This window comes from Nitrosovibrio tenuis (genome assembly GCF_900109785.1).
Lineage (GTDB): Bacteria > Pseudomonadota > Gammaproteobacteria > Burkholderiales > Nitrosomonadaceae > Nitrosospira > Nitrosospira tenuis_A.
In genome coordinates this window covers 26,368-48,910 of sequence record NZ_FOBH01000010.1, presented here as the reverse complement: position 1 = coordinate 48,910, position 22,543 = coordinate 26,368, and the positions used below count along the sequence as shown (strand labels likewise).

The following is a 22,543-nucleotide window of genomic DNA, read 5'->3' as shown; positions in this document are numbered from 1 at the left end:
TTTCCTGCGTTATAGGATGGGCTGTGCTTATCCCCCTGCTACCGCAGGCAAAATGGTCAACGAATCGCCATCGTTCAGCCTCGTTGAAAGGCCGTCATTAAACCGGATGTCATCGTCATTGACATATATATTCATGAAGCGGTGTGCCTTCCCTCCGGCGACCAGTTTCTCCTTGACACCCGGATACTGCTGCTCCATCGCTTCAATAACGTCGATAACATTCAAACCCGCAATTTCGACGCGTTTTTGATTGTCGGTGAGCGGCCTGAGTATGGTGGGGATATGTACGGTAATTGACATGTTGCTCCTTTTTTATTGAAGAATACGAAAGGCTGGTTGGCTGATACGGGTTGGCAGAGCTGATCAATACCATTCAGGCGACCATTGCCAGCTACGTCAAGCGACCATTGCCAGTTCTAAATTTGACTCATATGAATTCAGCATTCTGACGCGCTCTTCGGTCACCATTCCATCACAGATGCGGAAACTGCGGATCTCTTCTCCGTACGAATAATCCGTTGGGATGATGACATAATGGGACCGAGGCTCGGTTGCGTACTGGATATCGGTTCGGCTTGGGTAGGCTTGTGTACGGGTGTGGGAGTGATAGATGACGATAGGTTCTTCTCCCCGGGCCTCCATCTCTCTCCAGACGCGCAATTGCTCTTGCGCGTCGAATTTGAAAAATGTTTCCGACTGAGCCGCATTGCGCATCGGGATCAAGCGCAGTGGAAGATTGGATCCTTCCGGGCCGGCTATAACGCCGCATGTTTCGATGGGATGATCCCTGTGTGCTTGAGCAAGCATCGCTTCGACGAGTTTGGTATGAATGGTCAGCATGATTTTTAACTCCATAATGTTGATATTCAGGTGACTTACAATCCGGCACTGCGGTAAGACATTTGCTAATGACGCTCGCTCGATAACCGGGCACTCAATAACTGGGTAAGGACTGATCCACGTCTCTGATCCAGGCGAGAATCCCGCCATCCAGGCTTTTTACATTGGTAAAACCCTGCTTTTGCATTTCAACCAGAACATCTCGGGAACGAACGCCCATCTTGCAGTGCAGCACGATGAAATCCTCTTTATTCAACCGAGATAAAACCTCCTCGGACATTATCTTGTTTTTGGGAATATGGTTGGCGCCTTCTATGCGTACGATGTTCCATTCCTCGATTCCGCGAACATCGATGAGCTGCATGGCCGTGCCGGTTTCCCGTATTTTTTGAAGCTCCAATGGGGTGATTACCGGCACGCCTGTTTTGTCCCCTGCCGCCGGCCGTTTCAGCCCGCAGAATTCCTGGTAATCGATCAAGCCGGTTATCGGGGTTCTTACCGGGGCGCGCCGCAGGGGAATGAATTTGAATGTCATGTCGAGGGCGTCATAGACTGCAAGCCGCCCGAGTAAGGATTCGCCCATGCCGGTAATTAACTTGATGGCCTCGGTCGCCATGATTGAGCCGATCGACGCACAAAGAATACCCAGGACTCCTCCTTCCGCACATGAAGGCGCCATTTCCGCTGGCGGCGGTTCCGGATACAGATCACGATAGTTCAGGCCGCGACCGCCCGGCGCGTCTTCCCAAAAGACCGAAGCCTGCCCCTCGAACCGGAAGATGGAGCCCCAGACATAGGGTTTCCCCGCAAGCACGCAGGCGTCGTTGACCAGGTAGCGCGTGGAAAAATTATCGGTTCCGTCCACAATCAGGTCGTAGCCCGAAATGATTTCCAAGGCATTTGACGTTTCCAGACGTTCGTTATGGAGCTGGACGCGAACATAAGGGTTTAATTCGCTAATTGAATCTTTTGCACTAAGGGATTTAAACCTGCCGATGTCGGATTGGCCATGAATGATCTGCCTCTGCAGATTGGACTCGTCGACCACGTCGAAGTCGATGATTCCTAAAGTTCCGACCCCGGCTGCGGCGAGATACAGGAGTACGGGCGACCCCAGGCCGCCCGCGCCTATCGCCAGAACCTTGCTGTTCTTGAGGCGTTTTTGTCCTTCCAGACCCACGTCGGGAATCAGCAGATGGCGGCTGTACCGTGAAATTTCATCCTTGCTTAACTCTTCCGAAGGCTCTACGAGCGGTAATAGTTGCATTTAAAACTCCACGTTCTGATCTTAAAAGCCCATTCCCTGACGCTACAGGCTGAAAATTAAAATACCCGCGTCTTCTGTCCAGATTGTCAGAAACTCGCGGAAAACCCGACCTGACCCCAGCGTCCGGGCATGGGATACCCCGGCCGATAGGCGTATTGGACATCAAGCAAATTCTCCATGGCCACGAAGATTTCGCCGCGTTTGCCCAGCATCGGCAGTTGGTAAGATACGCGGGCATTCATGATCGCAAATGAATGAACGCTCTCGGTATTGATTGCGCCCGCTGCACGTGGCCGGTTAAGCGCCAATACACTGGACTGATACTGGGTATCGACCGTTAAGCGGATGGGTCCCATCTGCCCGTTGATGCCCGCCGTGACAGCTCTTTTTGGTGTGTAGGGTAAGTTGTCGATGCTGGGGTCAAGCAAGGTCAGACCGCCAAACACGGTCCAGTTACGCGTGATATTCTGTCTGATTGCGATTTCTGCGCCACGCATCAGATAGGTACCCAGATTCAGAAACTGGGGAGGCGGCGGAACATTGGGCGGAAAGCCAAAGATATAGCGGTTCTTCACCTGATCGATGAACAGGCTGATATCGATTTGCGTCGCGTCGATGGGGGTCAGCTTCACGCCGATTTCCGCATGATTGAGTTCTTCCGCCGCAAGCTGTTTCCAGCTTTGTCCCAGCGCGGGTATCGCGGCGGAGAGAACGGGCGTTTCCAATCCGGGATAATTGATGCCGCGCGAAACATTGCCAAAGATCGTGATCCAGTCGGATATCAGGGAGAGTCCCGCATGGGGCGAGGTTTTTGTCTGGAACTGGCTATGGTCATAGACGCGCACACCGGCGGCCGGCACAAGCGACCAGCCTTTGCCCAGCTCGATCGTTTGGCTCAACGCCACGTAAGGGGACGTGACGCGGAAAGTGGGCGCTTTAAAACTATCCTGCGGAGCCGGGGCCACCCTATTGAATCGCACATCGCCTGAAATCCAGTCGCTGTCCAGGCCCGCCACAATGGCTCCTCCCTTCCATAGCGAAAACTGCTCTTTCCAGCGGAAGCCAATCGTTTCAAAATTGGTGAGCGTGTCCCCATCCGGGGCGGGTTGATACAGCCAGTTGCCTTCTCCCTTGCTGTAATAAAAACGCAAATCGCCGCGCCAGTCATCGTGGCGATGCGAGATAAAAGCGGAGACCAATCCTGCCTCGGTATTATATTGCGGTGCCACGGCAGGCCTCGGCAGGCGGATGTCACCGGGATCGCGCGCCGTATTGACCACATAAAGAAAGCTTGTGCCAACCGACCAGTTGCTATTCAACCTCATGCCGATGCGGCCCATGACATTATTCAGTTCCCCACTCGCGTTGAGTCGTTGGCCATCCGACTGGGCATGGCCTTGCGCCAGCATGAAATCCACATCTCCCTTGCGGCCAACCAGATCCGCCTGCTCGATAAAAGTGTTGAAGTAGCCTCCGGAAATCCTTGCGCCGGCCTGTATGCCATCCTCGGTTGCGCGCTTGGTTTCCAGGTTGATGGAGGCAAAGTTGTTGCCGTTGATTTGTGGTTGCGGGCTCTTGTATACGGTGATGGCTTGCATGCCGTTGACCGGCAATAAATCAAGCAATGGATGATTCCAGACACCCATGTAAAAGGGAATGCCATCGATGTACGTCTTGATTTCGCTGCCCGGACGGCTGACGCCCATGCCGCGAATGAAGACGGCCCCACCCTGATCGCCGCCAAAGGCGCCTACCGGGTTGTAGCGTGATATTTGCACCCCAGGGGTACGGCGCAGCGCCGTGGCAAGATCGAACGCATTCTGATCGCGAAGCTGGCTTTCGGTTACCACCGCGGATGTGCTAGAAAACGGGTCAATGCGCACGCGATCAATGATCGGGTTGGACGTCACGACGACCGGAGACAGGGTGGTGGTACCCGAAGATTGTGGTGTGCTTTGCGCCATGGTTAATCCCGAGGAGGCTGCAATTACGGCTATCGATGTTGCGGTTACTGTGATTTTTCTTGTTCTCATTTTTCTTCTTTTCGTCTGAATTATGCCAACCGAGTGAAACGGGAAGCTGAAATGCCAAACGTTTTTCCGGAGGCTCTTTCGGAATCATACGGCTCTCGGTTCGTATAATTTCCGGGGCATGCAAATTCTGAAAAAAGCCTGGGCATGACAGCGCGGCGCTATGGCTCCGAGGAACATATAACCATTTCTCAGAGGCTTATCTAAAACATTCATATGCGCGCAGGGAGAAATGTAAGGTAAACCCATCAAATTGGGAATGCGGCATATTGCCGCATGCGACAAATTGCCGCACTCCTGCTTAAATATGGATAATGTATGACATAAACATATACATCAGCCAAGGAATCAGGACAATTTGCCAAGCCGGTGCCACGAGATTGTGATGGTCGAAGCGTACATAACCGGACAAAACGGCGCGATACATCCCGTTCTTCCGCTCGGCGTGCATGTTATCGTTAATCGTTTTAATCGCCTTACCGCTATTACTGCAGGGATAAGAAGGCATGGAACGGGCTGGGCTGGGCGTGCGGTGAAGTAACGTAATTAATGATGGTCGAGGAACCCCCGCCCGTTGGGGGTTACGCCCTGATAGGCTTGGGAGCAAAAAATACCGGCTGTGACTACACTTTTTCTCTGCGATAGATAAATATAAAAACTGAATTCGCAATCTAATCAATCGGCATATTAATGAATCGGCATATCAATACACGTCAAATAGGACATTAACTCCCGTCATAGCGCACTCGCTCTATAACTTTCCCAGGGAGATCCGTATTTATCCCCTGGTCACGATGGTTGTTTATAGCTGACCTGCAAAGCCATCCTGTCCGCGTTCGTTGCTGGATTCCGGATGATTCATGGCTCGGGCTGCGGCAATATGCCGCATTGACTTGTCAATGTCCCCCGCTAATAATGTTCCATCGAGCCAATGCTATAATGCTAACTCGATGATTTTTCACCAATAAATACTTGGAGAATCAATATGAAAACATCATTAAAATATGCGCTGTTTCTCGCCGGGATGACTTCACTGCCAGCAATGGCCCATATTACATACAGTGGTCGTGATTTCGGCACTTTCAACGGGATTGCCGGGGAGAGTCAGACCCGCTGGAATAATTCGGTTCCCGGCAACTTTGGCTGGGTCGACGGAACCGATGCGGACTGGGGAGATAGCCATAAAACCCGGGCTTACCGGTTTCACCTGAACAATGACGCCGACGTAAAGGTATCGTTCCAGAGCCAGGTTTTCACGCCTGATCCGACGGCCGCTGTTCCCAATCCGGTTCCGGTTGAGGGCGGGCTAACGCCGGGGTTCTCGCTTTATAGCGGACTTGCGCACGTTGCTCCGTTTTTGGCAGATCATGACTTTGGACCTGGTTCTACTGCTATTCGCGATGCGATTGCTGGGGCCGGCAACACCGAGGGTTCATTCAGGGCGCTGAACGACTGGAGCATTACCAACGATAACAACGATCCACCAAGCATCTTCACGTACATCGGCTCTGCCTATGACGGCAGCGTAGATTATGGGACTGGGGTGATTGCAGGGGGCGACGGCGTGCCGGACCACATGGTGTCTAAAACCTTTCACCTTGCAGCGGGAGATTACTCAATATTTGTCGGCGGTAGCGATTACGCGAACCAGAGCGTATTGCCGCAGCTCCAATACGGCATTTCTGGCACCGTGGCTGTGGTGCCAGAGCCCGAGACCTATGCCATGCTGCTTGCCGGCCTAGGGTTGATGGGCGCTATGGTGCGGCGGCGCAAGTCAATCGGGTAATTCCATGCTTGATTATTTTTAACGGAGTGGCCTCGCTGCTGATATCTGGGAAATATTCCTGAGATATGGCTCTGGCTCGGTGTTCGAGCGTTTAATCATCGACGCGCTGCGCGGCTACTTTACTTTCATTCCCGGTTGCGCTCCTTCATCAGGGGCAAGTAGGTAGGGCCCGCCGTTTTCATCGCTTGCAGCAACCACCATGCCTTCCGATACGCCGAACTTCATCTTGCGCGGCGCAAGATTAGCCACCATGATGGTCAGGCGGCCCTTGAGCTGTTCCGGGTCGTAGCCCGCCTTTATTCCTGCGAAGACGGTGCGCTGCTCCGTTCCTATATCCAGCGTGAGCTTCAGCAACTTATCTGCGCCCTCCACATGCTCGGCATTGACGATTTTCGCAACCCTGAGATCGACCTTGCCAAAATCATCGATTGTGATGGTTGGTATGGTTGGTACAGGGGGTGCTACCGCGATCTCCACATTTCTCGGTGGATTGGAAGGGGTTGAGGGCGTTTTATCCATGGCTTCCGTTTGTCTGGCTTGCGGCGGCAGCCCACTGGACTGCCCACCGGGCTGCAGGGTTTCCTTATTCGCGTTGATGAGTGCGTCAATCTGTTTTGCATCGAGGCGGCTCATCAGGTGCTCATAATGATTAATTTGGTGACCGTGGGGTAACAGCCTGTTTTGCGAATTGGCATCCTTCCATGTGAACGCATCCACAGCCAGGAACTGCTCCGCTTTTGCGGCAAGCTTTGGCAGAACCGGTTTGAGGTACACAGTCAGAATCCGGAACATATTCAAGGCTACACTGCATATTTCATGCAACTCCGCATCATTTTTGCTATCTTTTGCCAGAAGCCACGGCTTCATCCGGTCCACATACTGATTGGCGACGTCCGCCGCCAGCATGATTTCCTTTATGGCTTTGCCGTACTCCCGGCTATCATAATAGTTCGCAATGGAAATATGACGGCCGAGAAAGGTATCTTCTTCGCCCAGCGGGCAGAATATGAATTGATTGAACCATTTCCTGTTCGCCTCGGAAAGGGTGCCGGTAAGCTTGCCGCCAAACTTTTTGGTGATAAACCCCGCGCATCTGCTGGCGATATTGATGTATTTCCCTACCAGATCGCTATTGACTCGCGCGATGAAATCGTCGAAATTGAGATCGATATCTTCCATGGTATCGTTGAGTTTGGCAGCATAGTAATAGCGTAGCCATTCCGGGTTCAGGCCCTGATTCAGATAGCTCTCCGCGGTAATGAAGGTCCCGCGCGACTTGGACATCTTTTGGCCGTTGACGGTAAGGAATCCATGAGCGTAAATCTGCGTGGGCGTGCGGTAGCCCGAGAATTCCAGCATGGCGGGCCAAAACAACGCATGAAAATAAAGAATGTCCTTGCCGATAAAATGAATCATCTCAGTGCTGCGGCTGGATCGCAGGAACTCGTCGATCTCTACTTCAGATCTACGCTCCTGTTTGAAGTAATGCTTGAAGCTGCCAAAGTAGCCCACAGGTGCATCCAGCCAGACGTAGAAAAATTTCTGGCCGGATGTGCCGGGGATTGGGAAACCGAAATACGGGGGGTCCCGCGAAATGTCCCAGTCCGCCAGGCCGGCTGAGAGCCATTCATTCATTTTGTTCGCCGCTTCTGGTTGCAGCCGTTGCTTTTTTTCCAGGGCTATACCCGCTGGATCCGAAAACGACTCGAACACCCAATCCTGGAGAAAAGCCTTGCAACGTGGGTCCGAAAGCTTGAAGAAGTAATGGTCTGAAGCCTGGCGTTGCGGTTTTGCTCCCGAGACAGCAGAGTAAGCGTCGATCAGATCCGTTGGCGAGTAGGTGGCGCCGCACGCTTCGCAGGAGTCCCCATATTGATCTTTGGCATGGCAATTTGGGCATTCGCCTTTGATATACCGATCAGGCAAAAACATCTGCTTCACCGGGTCAAAAAACTGCTCGACCGAACGTTTATCAATCAGACCTTCTGCTTCGAGCTGCCGGTAGATATCATTGCAAAATTCCTGATTCTCTGGCGAGTCCGTGCTGTAATAGCTGTCGAAATCGACATAAAAGCCGTCAAAATCGGCCTTATGTTCCTTCCACACACGGTCTATCAATTGCTTGGGCGTAATGCCTTCCTGTTCGGCGCGCAGCATGACGGGTGTGCCATGGGTGTCGTCTGCACAGACGTAGTGCACCTCGTGCTCTTGCATTTTCTGAAAGCGCACCCAGATATCGGTCTGGATGTATTCCACCAGGTGTCCTAGATGGATGCTGCCATTCGCGTAGGGAAGTGCTGAGGTAACGAGAATTTTTCGTTTGTTCATCAATAGTCTATAAAAATTGTCATATGCAATTGTAGCAAACAGTGAGCTTGAACTGGAAATACCGGCTGCGATTCGGGTTGCGATTCTCCTGAGCGGTTTGAATTTGCGTACGACGATTTATCCGATATCCTTCAACTCGCAAGGTTCTGAGCCGCGATATTTGTTAATATTGAGGGTTGTCATTGATTCATTTGAGCATCGCAGGTCAAGGAGTACAAGGAGTACATAAAGGGAGGAGTCTCGGGGTGGCTATCACGGAACAGCAAATACAATCGGCTCTCAAGGAGATCGTGGACGCCAGCACTGGCAGGGATTATGTGACCAGCAATGAAGCACGCAACATCCTGATAGATGGCAACAACGTCTCGCTTGATATCGTACTGGGTTATCCGGCAAAAAGCGTAATAGAAAGCATTCGCAAACAGATTGTCGACAAGGTCGAAAGCATTCCCGGAATCGGCAGCGTGAGCGTTAACGTCACGAGCAAGATCGTGTCTCACAGCGTTCAACGCGGGGTCAAGCTCATTCCCGGAGTAAAGAACATCATTGCGGTGGCATCCGGCAAGGGCGGTGTCGGCAAATCCGCCACCGCGGTCAACCTGGCCCTGGCGCTGGCGGCGGAGGGTGCTTCGGTTGGTATTCTGGATGCGGATATTTATGGTCCCTCGCAGCCGCAGATGCTGGGCATTAGTGGCCGACCCGAATCGCCTGATGGCAAGAGCATTGAGCCGATGATGGCGCATGGCATCCAGGCCATGTCGATCGGTTTCCTGATCGATGTGGAAACACCCATGGTGTGGCGCGGACCGATGGTTACTCAGGCGTTGCAGCAATTGTTGAATGATACCCGCTGGAACGACGTGGATTACCTTATAGTGGATATGCCGCCGGGAACCGGAGACATCCAGTTGACGCTCGCGCAGAAAGTGCCGGTCACGGGTGCTGTAATCGTTACCACCCCACAGGATATCGCGCTGCTTGATGCCCGTAAGGGTCTCAAAATGTTCCAGAAAGTGGGTATTCCCATTTTGGGAATCATAGAAAACATGAGTATTCATATTTGCTCCAACTGTGGCCATGAGGAACATATCTTTGGCGAGGGCGGGGGTCAGAAAATGTGCAAGGATTATGATGTGGAGTTGCTGGGCAGTCTGCCGCTCGACGCCAGAATCCGCGAGCATACCGACGCAGGCGTCCCCACGGTAGTGGCCGATCCGAACGGCCGAATAGCGGAGATTTATCGTGGGATCGCCCGGCGCCTCGCTGTGAAGGTGGATGAGTTATCGTTGGACCATTCGGCGTTATTCGCGAAGATTGTGATTGAGGACACCTGATTATTATGGGCATAGCAAAATATTATGGGCATAGCAAAACCGCTGCCGTTTTTTTCTCACGCATGACTTCATTCAAGATTCGCTATCCTTCAGAATGACTATCAAGTCGGACAGGTGGATACGCCGCATGGCGACCGAGTACCATATGATCGAGCCCTTTGAGCCCAACCAGATCAAGCATGCCAATGGGCACAAGATCGTTTCCTACGGGACTTCAAGTTATGGGTACGATATTCGCTGTTCGGATGAATTCAAGCTGTTCACGAATATCAATTCCGCCATCGTTGATCCCAAGAATTTCGACTCCAATTCTTTCGTCGATGTGAAGAGCAACGTTTGCCTTATTCCCCCCAACTCTTTCGCGCTCGCGCGCACTGTCGAGTATTTCCGTATCCCGCGCAACGTGCTGACCATCTGCCTTGGAAAATCCACCTATGCTCGTTGCGGCATTATTGTCAACGTCACCCCATTCGAACCGGAATGGGAAGGATATGTCACACTGGAATTTTCCAACACTACCCCGCTTCCTGCGAAGATATATGCCAACGAGGGCGTGGCCCAGGTAATTTTCTTCGAGTCCGACGAAGTATGCGAGACCTCGTATAAAGACCGGGGCGGAAAATACCAGGGACAGCAGGGAGTGACTCTTCCCAAGATCTGATTTGGTTATGTCGCACCCGGCGGGACTGCTTCCCTGCAACAATTTCCCGTTCGGCACGACCTGCGGGTCAATATTACCCAAATCATTCCGGTTGGCTTGTACCGGATTGTCGATGAACCGGTGGGAAGGGCGCATACGTTATCTTTTGCCCGCCGGAGTTGCCGCTGTTCGCTGAGGCGAAAGAGCGGGGGTGGATCGGGGCGGGTGTCTGCCCGGGAGATTACGGCTTCATGATGAAGCGCGTGCTGGCATGGGAGGGGACACTGTTATTTCGGCGGATGAGGGAGTGAGCGTTAATGGCAAGTTACTGCCCGCAAGCGTGCCGCTTGCAACGGATAAGGCGGGGGGCCAATGCGCGTTACCCATTCAGTGGCTATACGCTGGGAAAATGTGAACTGCTGCTCATGTCCGATGTAAGTGGCACGTCTTTTGATGGCCGTTATTCGGGCCGGTGAGTCTGTCGCAAGTAAGGGGCATCGGCCGGCGATCGTTTTCTGATTTCGGGTCTGGCAGCGGTATCCTCGGTGTTTGCGGTGTCATACGGCGGCGACGCTCTTTCATGAAAAGAGATACTTTCAGAAAAAAACGTATGTGGTAGAGCGAACAGTGGCCATTAAGATGAAAGGCAATAATGCGACCTCGGGCAAGCCGATCTTGTGCTACTAACAAATAAAAAGCCTTCTTATTTCAAGTAGGGTGGTGAGTGGAACACCGCAATCCACGCTTTCAGAAATCATGATACTCGTCGTCGACGACGATCCCATTGCCCGTGAGGTGACGCAGGAAATGCTGAATCTGTACGAAGCGCGGGTTCTAACCGCCCGAGATGGGGCGACCCTCTGAATTTAGTCGAGCTCACGGCGTTGATGGAACACACCACCGGGTATCCCCGATATCAAGATCGGTCTTCTATAGGTGGGCCTGTCGTTACTGGCCTCGTCCCCTACGGCGCATCTATATCCCCAAGGCCAACGGAAAGCTGCGTCCACTAGGCATCCCGACAATTCGAGATCGACCCATGCAAGCGCTGTATCTGCTGGCACTCGATCCGGTTGCAGAGACCCTGGCAGATGCCGGCTCCTATGGTTTCGGCGAGGGCGGAGTTGTGCGGACGCAATAGAGCGGTGTTTCACCACTCTGTACCGCCGCTCACCTTCGTGGGTTCTTGAGGGCGATATCAAGGGTTGCTTCAATAACATCAGCCCTAGCTGCCTTCTCGACCATGTCCCTATGGATGATCGATACTCCAGAAATGGCTCAAGTCTGGCTACCTTGAGAACCAAATGTTTTACGATACCATTTCGGGCACTCCGCAAGGAGGAATCATTTCGCCTGTGCTGGCAAACTTGCGCTCGATGGCCTCGAAAAGCGGCTTCCGAGGCGTTTCCCGTCTTAGGGCCGGGGTGTGGCGAGGCAAGACAGCGCAGGTGCACCTGATTCGCTACGCCGACGATTTTGTCATCACGGCGAACTCACTGGAGATTCTCGTAGACCGAGTGAAGCCGCTGGTTGAAGCGTTTCTGGCGGAACGTGGTCTGGTTCTCTCTCCGGAAAAAACCTTGATCACACATGTCAGCGAGGGTTTTGACTTCCTCGGCCAGAACGTGCGGCGCTATCCCAACGGCAAGTTGTTAATAAAGCCGTCCAGAAAAGCGTTCGCTCACTTCTAACCAAGGTTCAAGCGGTGGTCAAGCAGTTTTAGCGTGCACCAGCCGGCGCACTGATCGGGAGGCTCAACCTGATTATCCGGGGGATGGGCAAACTACCATCGGCGTTTGTATCCCAGTGGGTTTTCTCACGCATGGATCACATGATCTTCCATATCATCTGGCCTAGATGTGGGAATAAAAACTTTAGCCCTCTCTAACTTGTTTTTTCTTTATCCTCGTCTATAAATGAAATGAATTATGCGGAATGGCATTGTGAGGTAGACGATCCATTGCCAAATTTTTACTCGAGATAATCATGAGCTACAAAGATCGCGATATTTATGGCGTGTACAAAAAAACTACAACGAGCAGGAGGGCCCAGAACCCCGGCTAATGGGCGCGGATATGCTCATTGGAGAGGACGTCTATAACCGCGGGGATAAGGGTCTAGGTGCAGATGTTGCGCGGCCGGGCGGGTAAGCTTATTCGTTAGCCTGACATACAGGTAAGGAGATTTTATGTCAGAAAGAATCAATCTTGGTAAATCGGCTCCAGTGCTTTACCAAGCAGTCATTGGCCTTGAGAAGCTGGCGGCTGAGGCCGTTGCTTCCGCAAGCATCCCGGATGGCTTTTCACATCTGTTGCGCCTTCGTGCATCCCAACTCAACCAGTGCGCGTTCTGTGTCAGGATGCATACTCGAGATGCCCTATCCAGTGGCGAGTCAAGCGATCGCATAAGTGTTTTGCCAGCCTGGCGGGAAACTGGATATTTCACCGAAAAGGAACGCTCATCATTGGCACTGGTAGAAGCAATTACACTGATCTCTGACGGGCAAGTACCAGATGCCATCTATGAGCAAGCAGCAGCCAACCTGTCAAAGGATGAAATATCGGCTGTCGAGTGGCTTTCGGTAGTCATCAATGCTTGGAATCGCATTGCCATTTCCAGCCGTTATCCTGTGAAGGCGTGAGCATGGCTAACAATTCATTCCAGCCGAAGCCGCTTCTCGGCTCGGCTTAATTCAAGCGTTGGGCATGCCAAGGCCTTGGCAGAGTCTACGGGATTAACAACGAATTTTGTCCAAAGCACTCACTGCAGCCTTAACGGCACATACTAGCCCTGACTTGCGGACGACGAAATAAGGAGTTAAACATGAAGATCGTAGTAATTGGCGGAACCGGGCTCATTGGAACAAAGCTGGTGAACAAGCTTCGTCAGCATGGCCATGAGGTAGTAGCGGCGTCGCCCGCCTCGGGCGTCAACACCATCACTGGTGAGGGATTGGCTGAAGCTCTTGCAGGCGCCCAGGTTGTCGTCGACGTTGCGAACTCGCCTTCGTTCGAGGACAAGGCTGTTTTGGAATTCTTCGAGACGTCAGGTCATAACCTTCTGGCCGCAGAAGCGACCGCTGGCGTGAGACATCACGTTGCGCTGTCGGTTGTCGGCACCGACCGCCTTCTCGAGAGTGGTTATTTCCGCGGGAAGATGGCCCAGGAAAAGCTGATCAAGGCGTCAAAGATTCCCCACACGATCGTCCGCTCGACGCAGTTCTTTGAGTTCTTGGGCAGCATCGCTCAATCGGCAACGGACGGACAAACGGTGCGATTGTCTCCCGCTCTTGTGCAGCCCATCGCCTCGGATGACGTGGCTGCCGCGATGGTCGACGCCACGTTGGAGGCGCCGGTCAACGGCACCGTCGAGGTGGCCGGTCCCGAGCGGCTAAGTCTTGCCGAACTTGTCCAGCAATTCTTGATCGCAAAGCAAGACGCACGCAAGGTAATCACAGACGTCCACTCACGTTACTCCGGTGCGGAGTTGAACGATCAATCCCTCATTCCTGGTGATAACGCGCGCATCGGCCCGACGAGTTTTGAGGCATGGCTCCAGTCCAGCCTTCAAAAGTAAGCCAAGCTGGGTGAACACCCGGATAAAGCAATGCCCCAGACGGGCGATGAGCTGCGCGTTCACCTGTCCATGCTTTTCCGAAGAATATGCCTTCTGATCCGCGATTAGATAGATGGGGATGAGGGCATCCCGCGGTGGATTTGTATCCACTAATTTTTATCAATGAAGGAGAACACAATGTTTACTAGATTTCTCTGCGGAGTTGCCTTCGCAGCGCTCTCCGTAAGCGCATCTTCAGCCGATAACTTGCCCACTGATAAGTCCAAGGTAACGGTCGTGTTTGATCACGCTCTCCCGAATGTGCCCGGCAAGAGCATGAGAGGCGTGCTTGTCGAATACCAGCCAGGTGACTCATCGCCAGCACATACCCATCCAAAGTCGGCTTTCATCTACGCAACGGTCCTGGAGGGGGAAATTCGTAGCAAAGTAAATGACGGTCCGGAAAAGGTTTATCGCGCTGGCGAGAACTTCGCCGAACTCCCTGGCGATCATCATCGTGTCAGTGCAAATAACAGTAAGACTCAACCCGCACGCCTGCTGGCCGTCTTTGTCGTCGATACCAATGAAAAAAACCTGGTCAAGAACGACAAATAGTGAGATAAAAATCGCACATTAGATCGCGATGAATTCAACGCCATTCGATCTTCCCGCAAAACAAATGCGCGAATCTGGTTCAGGCGTTTCTTTCCGAGAAACCATGGCGGGGGGCTTCACTTTAGGTGTAACTGAGCCACGTGCTGGGGCGCAGGCAACTACACTATTGACGATGCACGCAACCATCCACATTGAAGACATTAAGACCTTCACTGCCGACCCCCAGCACAAGGCCGGTCTCACTGGACACATTGATTTCCCTCCGTTTGGTCTAGCGATTCCAGCCGAGTCCGGCGTATTCAGCCTTTTTATGCCAAGTGGCGAACTGGCGTTGACATTCATGGTATATGAACTGGGGTTTCGACATGGCGGCAAGTCTTACTACCTGGCTGGTAAAAAACGGGTACGGCTGGGTGGATTTTGGAAGCTGTGGGGCGAGACGACCACATTGTATAGCACGCTGCACGAAGGTGTCGATTCCACGGGGCCGGTGGTAGGTGCAGGAATTTTGCGCCTTGGTATGATCGAATTCGTGAAGATGCTAACCACTGCCCACGCCACCAACGCGGCTACCAAGCGAGAGTCAGCGGGAGCTTTATGGCAATTCTTTAAATTCTTCGCGGCTAAGCTGATGCATACCTATATTCTGCAGCGACCGGATTGAGGTTTCCAGAGCTTTAATGACTCAAATTGCAGGGAATGTTTCGCGCTCAGGCAAGCGTCCCGACGCGAATGGTTGATGGTAAAAAATCGACTGGAAGCGTTCAGCGACGGTGTCATTGCTGCCATCATCACCATCATGGTGCTGGAAATGAGGGGTGCCGCATGGAGATGATCTTGCTGGCACTGCACCACCTAATTCCGGTATTTATTAGCTACGTGCTCAGCTTGGTCTATGTCGGCATTTACTGGAACAATCACCACCACCTGTTTCATGCCGTACAAGAAGATAAATGGACCCATTCTGTGGGCCAATCTGCACCTGCTTTTCTGGCTTTCTCTTCCCCCATTTGTCACCGGCTGGATGGGCGAAAATCACTTTTCCACATTGCCGGGCGGTTTATGGCACGGTTCTGTTAATGGGTGCCATCGCCTATTCCATCCTGGAGCTTGCACTCATCAGGTTTCAGGCAAAGGATTCGCAGCTGGCTAAGGCGGTTGGTCAAGACTTTAAAGGAAAGACATCTTTAGTGTCTATCAATCAGACCAAGGGCAATAGTTCTGGTTTGGTCTTTTTTTGCAACAGAGCCCGCTATTACATACAAGTCGGGTCAAGGCTGCCGTACGGCTCTTTCTGTATCGGACAAAGTCTCCAGCCAGGCTTGAATGTCAGCTTTAGCCTGTTCGGTCAATGTGACAAAGCCCGCGATTGCCCCGGCGGCATCCGGCGAAACAGTGTTTTGTGACAGATTAAACGAGCGGTTGGCAATCAGCCGATAATCTCTCGCAGCGAGAGCGCTAACCATCAGACTCATGACAACGCGTGCCTGATTCGAAGTTTCAAATTGTTGTTCGAACTGCGTCAGTTTTATCTGTACCGTGAACGGCCGTTTACCGTTTATCGTCAAGCGACGTTCCAATAAAGCTGGGAGCGGCGCTTCCCAGCGATCCGAATTGTAATAGCGGATGACGGTTGCATCTTCGTAAAGCAAGCGGTAGCGTATCCGCTCATCCCATAGCCAGACCGGCGCATCGAGTGTAACCGCGGTGCCTTGCGCCATGGATATTGCCATCGGGCCTAGATCGTGCCTTACCGGCAAGCCGTGGTTGGCACCGATGCTGCAAGCGGAAACCGTTGCCATCAATGTTATCGCTATCAAGCCAGGTGATCGTGTCATTGCGTTGCCTTGAATCCCGGTTCGCCGGGTCCGTGTGACAGGGGTTCGGCCCCCAGTAAAAAGGCTTGCGGATCGGTTTCAAGCATTGTCACCACGCGATCGAAACGATGTATGGCGACCTGCATCTGCAGCATGAGAGCGTTGGCTCTCGGCATGGTTGTTTGCAGTAGTTGTTGACCTACGGAAGTGCCGGCTTGCATTAGTTCGCCTGATTGTTGGGAAAGCGCTGTCAGTTCTTGCCGCATTTGCCGGCTCAATTGCTTGAATTCATCGGTCAGTTCATTTACCTCGGACAGCGCGCGACGCGCATCCGCCGTTAGCGCCGGCACTTGGGTCAGGGCTCTGTCGGCGCTGTTCTGCAATGTGTTGAACCGGCCCGTGGCGGATTCGATATTGATCAGAATCTGTTTCATTTGATGGATATTGTTTTTATCCAGGAGCTGATTCAGCCTGAGTACGAGTTCATGGGTTTCTTTGACCGTATCCTCACCAGCATCCGATAACCGATCGATAAGCGAGGGCTTGATCGGAATGCGGGTGTCGGGATGTTCGCCGCTCGGCAGCGTTTCAGGATTGTCGCCGCTATCCTTGAGGGCTATTCGCGTCAACCCGGTCACGCCCTGAAGCTCCAATGTCGCATAAACGCCGCGGGTAAATCGCACTACGCTATCCACTTCCATCGGCACGACGATCACGCCGGGATCATTTGTGTCGAAACGTACGGCGCTGACCTTCCCGACGTCGATACCGCGGTAGTAAACGGTGGAACCGGCCTTGAGTCCGGTCACCGAGTCGTGGGTCGCGGCCACATAGGTATGCGTTTGATGCTGGCCACCGCCGAGCCAATTAACAATGATGACAATACCAATGATTAGTGTTGCCATGAACAATCCGGTCATTACAGCAAAGCTGTCTTTACCCATGACCTGCCTCCATTGAACTGAATATCAGCTGCGCACGATTGCCATGAAAAAATTCCTGAACAAAAGGATGGTCGCAGGCGAGCACCTTGTCCAGCGTGTCCAACGCGACCAGTCGATGTTCTGCCAGTACCCCTATTTTCATGCATAAATCCCGCAAAATATGCAAATCGTGCGTGACCATGATCACCGTGAAATCAAGTTCTTGATGCAGTTGCCGCAGCAGGGTGACGAAAGCCTCGCCAGAGATGGGATCGAGTCCTGAAGTCGGCTCGTCCAATAATAACAATTGAGGTTCCAGAATCAGGGCCCGGGCCAAGGCGGCACGTTTGACCATGCCGCCGGACAATTCGGACGGTTTGAGCATGGCGTCACGCGTTTTCAGTCCCACCATCGCCAGCTTCATGAACACCATTTGCGAGACCAGTTCCTCGTCGCCGATATGCAGTTCCCGCAGTGGAAATGCGATGTTGTCAAAAATGTTCAAGGCGCTGAACAACGCCCCGTTCTGAAATAATACGCCGGTATCATTGCGCCGCTGCCTGCATTCGATAGCGGAGGCTTCCTGGACTGGCTCACCCAAGACTTTCAGGCTGCCCCGGCTGGGTGTTTCCAGACCAATTATCTCGCGCAGCAAAGTGGTCTTACCGCTGCCGGACGCACCCACCAGTCCAAGTATTTCGCCGTTTTCAAGACAAAAACTGATATCCTGATGAATCAATTGTTCGCCGAAATAAGTCCAGATGTGCTCAAGCTCCACGGCGCAAGATTTTTTCACGGAAACCCCACATTTTTGAACAGAATGGAAAACAGGGCATCCATCAAAATCACCACGGTGATTGTCACTACTACGGAATGTGTGGTTTCATTTCCCAGACTCTCGGTGTTGGGCTTGATCGAAAAGCCGTAATGGCAGGCGATCATGGCGATCATCATGCCAAACGTAACCCCCTTGGCTAGACCGATATAAAAATTAACGATTGGCACCGCCTTGGGCAGTTGATCGAGAAATTGCTGATAACCGATATCCAGCGTCAGTTGCGCGGAGACCATGCCGCCGATCAAGGCCATCGCATCGGTCCAGACGATCAGCAATGGCAAGGCTATGGACAACGCGATCACTTTCGGCAAAACCAGCCGCAATGAATGAGAAATACCGAGCGCCGCCAGAGCGTCGAGTTCTTGGGTAACGCGCATGATGCCGATTTCGGCGGTCATGGCCGAACCGGAACGGCCAGCGACCAAAATAGCCGTAAGCATCGGCCCCAGTTCCCGTATGATGCTGAGCCCGAGCAGGTCGATAATGTAAATTTCCGCGCCGAACCGTTGCAGTTGCAGTGAAGAAAGATAACTTATCGAGATGCCGACCAGGAAGCCGACCAACGCAGTGATGCCCAGGGCGCTGACACCAGCCTTATAAATCGTTGACGAGATTTCCTTATAGGGCGTGGCGCGGGGATGCCGAAACAAATAAACAGAATCAACAATCAACCTGCCGAACAAAGTCAGCCAGGCGCGCATGTGTTGATAAAATCCCCGGAGCGGCACCTGCCCATAGCGCAACACCTCGGCAAGATTGGATAGCGTGGGCTGGGTCGGAATTTTACGGTAGTGGCAATATTCGAATAATCGCCGGTGTTCAGGGCGCATGATCAGATCCGCCGGCAGTTTTTCACCCCAGGCCTGCCAGAGCAGAAAAGCGGCCGCACTGTCCAGCCGTTCGATTTGGCTGATATCCCATTGTTTATCCATGTCAACGGCGAGTTTTTTAATGGACTGGCGAAGTGCCGGGTCTGCCACTAGTGTGCGCAGACTCCATGGCCCAACTAGCACTACCAGCTTGCCACCGGATTCCTTTGGGAGTATCAGGACAGGCTTTTCAGCGTTGATTATCGCCTCATCAACCATTAAGAATGCTGTCCCCCTTAGTTACGGCAAAGTTGGTTAGCTTGGATGCCGCGAAATGTCCCAGACCTCTTCTTCGAACGAGGTCGAAGTTTCGACTGATTATCTTAGGATGGATGATCCCACCGTTACTTCATACAGAATTTCACGATCTGAATTCCAGTCCTTTTTCTATTTGTAGAGCAGAAACAGAAAATCACAAGATTACAGGGCGCGATGAAAATGGAGCAATAAGTTAACGATCCTGCATTGTTGATAAAATATGTTATCAATTTTAACAACCGGGTAAAGTAAACTGAAAGTGCGCGCTTCCCGAGCAGCCAGCCTTCACCTTTCATCAAGTCGAATTCGAGTCCGCTTGTGCCTTATCAAACCCGCTACCGTTATTCTGGGCAATTGTGGGGGATGTTCAACAGTGTTTTCTTCCGCCTGTGCTTCGGTTGTAATAGCACGATAGGGTATTTTCGGATCAAGCAATGCATTGGCGGATAACACGTGAAAGACTTAATAGACACATGTTCTCCTTGCGAATGTGTTTTGCAAACACAAGCACGTACACCGCCTATTAATATCAGACCGTCTCAGCCTCAGCACAACTTGTGGTTGTTATTTCGTCAATAGCCTCCACATATTTCTTCAATTTCAAGCACGGCATTTCAAGCACGGCAATAACAACGGCGGGGTGATGCCGGATGGGTTTGTGGCGGAATCCCGGGCGGATGAAATCATTTTTTTCCAGAGTGAAAAAAACGCTTGATTCCCACGGCATGCAGTCTATAATCCGCATAATTTTTCCGGCGTGTTAACTCAGAAACAGGAGGTCATCATGAAAAGCAAAGCAAACTACTTCGGTGCGGCTGATCTGGTAAATATCCATATTCCCGTTACGTAGCAACTTTTCAAGGACGACTCTCATGCAAATGCGCACCACCGCTCTACGTCAAGAAGTAGAGGCCGAAGAAGTATTCGACACCCACCCCGAAGTCCGTCTGGATTTTAAGCATGTCCAGGCAGCCCTGAAAAATGGCTACACCAAGCCGTTCCTGCTCGTAGACAGCAACATCGTCCGTGACAAAGCCCGCCGTTTCAAAGTTGCGATGCCACGGGTGCATCCCCACTATGCAGTCAAGGCGAATCCTGATCCGCGCGTACTCAAGACGCTGATCGAGGAAAACGTCGGATTTGAAATTGCCTCTATCTCCGAACTCGACCTATTGCTTGGCATCGGGGTGCCAGCTGCCGAGATTTATTACAGCAATCCAATAAAATCCCGGGCTTATCTCGAATATGCCGCGTCCAAAGGTGTGGAGTGGTATGTGCTGGATAGCGTGGAAGAGTTGCGCAAAATAGTGAGCGTCAAGCCGAACGCAAAGATGTATGTGCGCATTGACACGCCAAACATCGGCAGCGACTGGCCGCTCGCGGGGAAATTTGGCACGCATGCGGCCGAGATCAAAGACATCATCAATGAAGCGGCAAAACTTAAGGCTGATCTTGCAGGGGTTACATTTCACGTAGGGTCGCAGTGTCGCAATCCCCAGAACTGGAGAGTAGGCATCGAACGGGCTAAAAAGGTATTTGCGGACATGCGTCATGTGGGTCTGACGCCGCGTTTGCTGAATATCGGCGGTGGCTATCCCGTGCGTCACGTCAAGCCCATCCCGTCGATAGAAATAATCGGAGAGGTGGTGAACGAGGCCATCGCGGATTTTCCGGAAGATATCCGCATTATGGCCGAACCGGGGCGTTATCTCGTATCCGATGCTGCTTATTTCGTCTGCCGCGTAGAGGGTACTGCGACGCGAAACGGCAAGCGCTGGATGTACTGGGACGCAGGCGTGTTTGGTGGTTTAATCGAGGTTACGGAAGGCCTCCGTTATGAGATTCTGTCGGACCGCAAGGGGCTCAACATCCAATGGGCCATTGCCGGACCGACCTGCGATTCGGTCGATATCCTCATGCGCGACGAGATGCTGCCGGAAGATATGCAGGAAGGCGATTTCATCTATGTCCCCAATGCCGGTGCATACACTACGGCCTACGCCAGCAACTTCAACGGCTTTCCGCTACCAGACGTAATGGTGTTGTAAAGAGAGGAGTTAGCGTAAAAGCAGAACCTGATCAAATAAAAATAGATGGCGGGGCAGAAGCTTGTCCCGCCATCATTTTTTCGGATCGGTTGTACGGTCAAACACGACAAAGTGATATTCCAGCCCGCTGTCATCCAAATGTTTCTCGCGTGAGACTTCAATCCATTCTGCATAGTTGAATTCGGGAAACAGCACGTCCCCCTCGAAATCCCTCTGAATCTCGGTAATATATAACCTGTCACACATCGGCAAGGTTTGGCGAAATATTTCCGCGCCGCCTATGACAAAGCTTTCTCTATCCGCGACCCGACCGCCGATGACATTGTTACAGGCTTCCAGCGCTTCAGCGATCGAATTTACCACGAGCGCGTCATTGACCGCGTACCCTGATTGACGTGTGACAATAATACAGATCCGTCCTGGCAGCGGCCTGCCGATCGATTCATAGGTTTTACGCCCCATGATGATGGGATGGCCCATCGTAAGGGTTTTGAAGTGCTTCAGATCAGCAGGCAGCCGCCAGGGCAATGCGTTATTCTTGCCGATGACGCGGTTCCATGCCATCGCCACAAGAGCGGAAAGGCGCGGCCTCATACCGCCACCGGCGCCTTGATTGCCGGATGCGGGTCATAACCTTCCAAAGTGAAATCTTCGTACCTGAAATCAAAAATGTCATGGATTGCGGGATTTAACTTCATTATCGGCAGTTTTCTTGGTTCCCGCCCTAATTGTTCGCGTGCCTGGGCAAGATGGTTGAGATAAAGGTGCGCGTCGCCGAAGGTGTGCACGAAATCCCCCGGTTTCAAGTTGCAGCTTTGAGCCACCATGAGGGTGAGCAGCGCATAGGAAGCGATATTGAACGGCACACCCAGGAAAATATCGGCGCTGCGCTGATAAAGCTGGCAGGAGAGTTTTCCATCGGCAACATAAAACTGGAAAAGAGCATGACACGGTGGCAATCTCATCTCATGCAATTCGCCGACATTCCAGGATGACACTACGATGCGCCGTGAGTCGGGGGTATTCCTGATCTGCTCGATGACTTGCGCAATCTGATCGATATGCCCGCCGCCAACGCTGTCCCACGAACGCCATTGGTGCCCGTAAATCGGACCCAGCTCGCCGTTTTCGTCGGCCCACTCGTTCCAGATAGAAACCCCATGTTCATTAAGAAACTTTATGTTGGTATCACCTTGCAGAAACCATAGCAGCTCATAAATGATGGACTTCAAGTGGCATTTTTTAGTCGTAACGAGCGGAAAGCCTTCGGCGAGGTCGAACCGCATCTGGTGACCAAATATGGAGAGTGTCCCCGTGCCCGTGCGGTCGGATTTTTTATATCCATGCTCGAGCACACGTTGCATGAGTTCAAGATATTGGCGCATAGATAGTCAA

At 52.3% G+C, this 22,543-nt stretch carries 23 protein-coding genes; 11 read left to right on the top strand and 12 right to left on the bottom strand.

Features of this window, described 5'->3' with window-relative positions; translation table 11 throughout:
• Positions 1–27 precede the first annotated feature (27 nt).
• The 4 genes from BMX00_RS11445 to BMX00_RS11430 form a co-directional block, all read right to left on the bottom strand.
• On the bottom strand, positions 28–300 hold the full coding sequence (locus BMX00_RS11445; RefSeq protein WP_090829154.1) for a MoaD family protein: 273 nt from the start codon (positions 298–300) through the stop codon (positions 28–30).
• A gap of 96 nt (positions 301–396) precedes the next feature.
• Positions 397–840, bottom strand: coding sequence for a M67 family metallopeptidase (locus BMX00_RS11440; RefSeq protein WP_090829194.1), 444 nt, complete (start codon positions 838–840; stop codon positions 397–399).
• 94 nt (positions 841–934) lie between these two features.
• On the bottom strand, positions 935–2,107 hold the full coding sequence (moeB, locus tag BMX00_RS11435) for a molybdopterin-synthase adenylyltransferase MoeB (RefSeq protein ID WP_090829153.1): 1,173 nt from the start codon (positions 2,105–2,107) through the stop codon (positions 935–937).
• Positions 2,108–2,193: 86 nt separating this feature from the next.
• Positions 2,194–4,140, bottom strand: coding sequence for a TonB-dependent receptor (locus BMX00_RS11430; protein ID WP_218141546.1), 1,947 nt, complete (start codon positions 4,138–4,140; stop codon positions 2,194–2,196).
• Positions 4,141–5,122: 982 nt separating this feature from the next.
• Between BMX00_RS11430 and BMX00_RS11425 the strand changes: the two genes are divergently transcribed.
• Positions 5,123–5,923 carry an FxDxF family PEP-CTERM protein gene (locus BMX00_RS11425; RefSeq protein WP_090829151.1) on the top strand — a complete coding sequence of 267 codons (801 nt, stop codon included), beginning with the start codon at positions 5,123–5,125 and terminating at the stop codon, positions 5,921–5,923.
• A gap of 114 nt (positions 5,924–6,037) precedes the next feature.
• On the opposite strand, the gene metG is transcribed toward BMX00_RS11425, so the two are convergent.
• On the bottom strand, positions 6,038–8,251 hold the full coding sequence (metG, locus tag BMX00_RS11420) for a methionine--tRNA ligase (protein WP_090829150.1): 2,214 nt from the start codon (positions 8,249–8,251) through the stop codon (positions 6,038–6,040).
• A 245-nt stretch (positions 8,252–8,496) separates the two neighbouring features.
• On the opposite strand from metG, the gene apbC reads away from it, so the two are divergent.
• The 9 genes from apbC (at position 8,497) to BMX00_RS14910 (ending at position 15,475) form a co-directional block, all read left to right on the top strand.
• Positions 8,497–9,585 carry an iron-sulfur cluster carrier protein ApbC gene (gene apbC / locus BMX00_RS11415; RefSeq protein ID WP_090829149.1) on the top strand — a complete coding sequence of 363 codons (1,089 nt, stop codon included), beginning with the start codon at positions 8,497–8,499 and terminating at the stop codon, positions 9,583–9,585.
• Between the two features lie 94 nt (positions 9,586–9,679).
• Positions 9,680–10,246 (top strand): dCTP deaminase, encoded by a 567-nt coding sequence (gene dcd, locus BMX00_RS11410; RefSeq protein ID WP_090829148.1) that lies wholly within the window; start codon positions 9,680–9,682, stop codon positions 10,244–10,246.
• Positions 10,247–11,487: 1,241 nt separating this feature from the next.
• On the top strand, positions 11,488–11,916 hold the full coding sequence (locus tag BMX00_RS14760; RefSeq protein WP_281245909.1) for a reverse transcriptase domain-containing protein: 429 nt from the start codon (positions 11,488–11,490) through the stop codon (positions 11,914–11,916).
• A 497-nt stretch (positions 11,917–12,413) separates the two neighbouring features.
• Positions 12,414–12,866 (top strand): carboxymuconolactone decarboxylase family protein, encoded by a 453-nt coding sequence (locus tag BMX00_RS11390; protein WP_090829147.1) that lies wholly within the window; start codon positions 12,414–12,416, stop codon positions 12,864–12,866.
• Between the two features lie 182 nt (positions 12,867–13,048).
• Positions 13,049–13,801, top strand: coding sequence for an SDR family oxidoreductase (locus tag BMX00_RS11385; RefSeq protein ID WP_090829146.1), 753 nt, complete (start codon positions 13,049–13,051; stop codon positions 13,799–13,801).
• 177 nt (positions 13,802–13,978) lie between these two features.
• Positions 13,979–14,395 carry a cupin domain-containing protein gene (locus BMX00_RS11380; protein WP_090829145.1) on the top strand — a complete coding sequence of 139 codons (417 nt, stop codon included), beginning with the start codon at positions 13,979–13,981 and terminating at the stop codon, positions 14,393–14,395.
• Between the two features lie 28 nt (positions 14,396–14,423).
• Complete coding sequence (locus BMX00_RS11375; protein ID WP_143053097.1) at positions 14,424–15,059, top strand: hypothetical protein; 636 nt, start codon at positions 14,424–14,426, stop codon at positions 15,057–15,059.
• 75 nt (positions 15,060–15,134) lie between these two features.
• Positions 15,135–15,230 carry a TMEM175 family protein gene (locus BMX00_RS14995; RefSeq protein ID WP_281245907.1) on the top strand — a complete coding sequence of 32 codons (96 nt, stop codon included), beginning with the start codon at positions 15,135–15,137 and terminating at the stop codon, positions 15,228–15,230.
• Positions 15,221–15,475 carry a TMEM175 family protein gene (locus tag BMX00_RS14910; RefSeq protein WP_281245906.1) on the top strand — a complete coding sequence of 85 codons (255 nt, stop codon included), beginning with the start codon at positions 15,221–15,223 and terminating at the stop codon, positions 15,473–15,475. The genes BMX00_RS14995 and BMX00_RS14910 overlap by 10 nt, the downstream gene beginning before the upstream one ends.
• Positions 15,476–15,666: 191 nt before the next feature.
• Here the strand turns inward: BMX00_RS14910 and BMX00_RS14905 are convergent, their stop codons facing one another.
• From BMX00_RS14905 to BMX00_RS11350, 5 genes are all read right to left on the bottom strand, one after another.
• Complete coding sequence (locus BMX00_RS14905) at positions 15,667–16,233, bottom strand: ABC-type transport auxiliary lipoprotein family protein (protein ID WP_245728024.1); 567 nt, start codon at positions 16,231–16,233, stop codon at positions 15,667–15,669.
• Positions 16,230–17,156, bottom strand: a complete 927-nt coding sequence (locus BMX00_RS11365) for an MlaD family protein (protein ID WP_090829143.1) — start codon at positions 17,154–17,156, stop codon at positions 16,230–16,232. The genes BMX00_RS14905 and BMX00_RS11365 overlap by 4 nt, the downstream gene beginning before the upstream one ends.
• A complete protein-coding gene (locus BMX00_RS11360) occupies positions 17,149–17,931 on the bottom strand; it encodes an ABC transporter ATP-binding protein (protein ID WP_090829142.1) in 783 nt (260 codons plus the stop codon). The genes BMX00_RS11365 and BMX00_RS11360 overlap by 8 nt, the downstream gene beginning before the upstream one ends.
• Complete coding sequence (locus BMX00_RS11355; RefSeq protein ID WP_090829141.1) at positions 17,928–19,061, bottom strand: MlaE family ABC transporter permease; 1,134 nt, start codon at positions 19,059–19,061, stop codon at positions 17,928–17,930. Before BMX00_RS11355 ends, BMX00_RS11360 begins: the two co-directional genes overlap by 4 nt.
• A gap of 568 nt (positions 19,062–19,629) precedes the next feature.
• Positions 19,630–19,845, bottom strand: coding sequence for a hypothetical protein (locus BMX00_RS11350; RefSeq protein ID WP_090829140.1), 216 nt, complete (start codon positions 19,843–19,845; stop codon positions 19,630–19,632).
• 127 nt (positions 19,846–19,972) lie between these two features.
• Between BMX00_RS11350 and BMX00_RS11345 the strand changes: the two genes are divergently transcribed.
• Entirely contained in the window at positions 19,973–21,148 is a 1,176-nt protein-coding gene (locus BMX00_RS11345; protein WP_090829139.1) for a type III PLP-dependent enzyme, read from the top strand.
• A 72-nt stretch (positions 21,149–21,220) separates the two neighbouring features.
• On the opposite strand, the gene BMX00_RS11340 is transcribed toward BMX00_RS11345, so the two are convergent.
• Both BMX00_RS11340 and BMX00_RS11335 read right to left on the bottom strand, forming a co-directional pair.
• Entirely contained in the window at positions 21,221–21,742 is a 522-nt protein-coding gene (locus BMX00_RS11340; RefSeq protein WP_090829138.1) for a dihydrofolate reductase, read from the bottom strand.
• Positions 21,739–22,533: a thymidylate synthase gene (locus BMX00_RS11335; RefSeq protein ID WP_090829137.1), complete on the bottom strand. Its 795-nt coding sequence runs from the start codon at positions 22,531–22,533 to the stop codon at positions 21,739–21,741. The genes BMX00_RS11340 and BMX00_RS11335 overlap by 4 nt, the downstream gene beginning before the upstream one ends.
• Positions 22,534–22,543 lie beyond the last annotated feature (10 nt).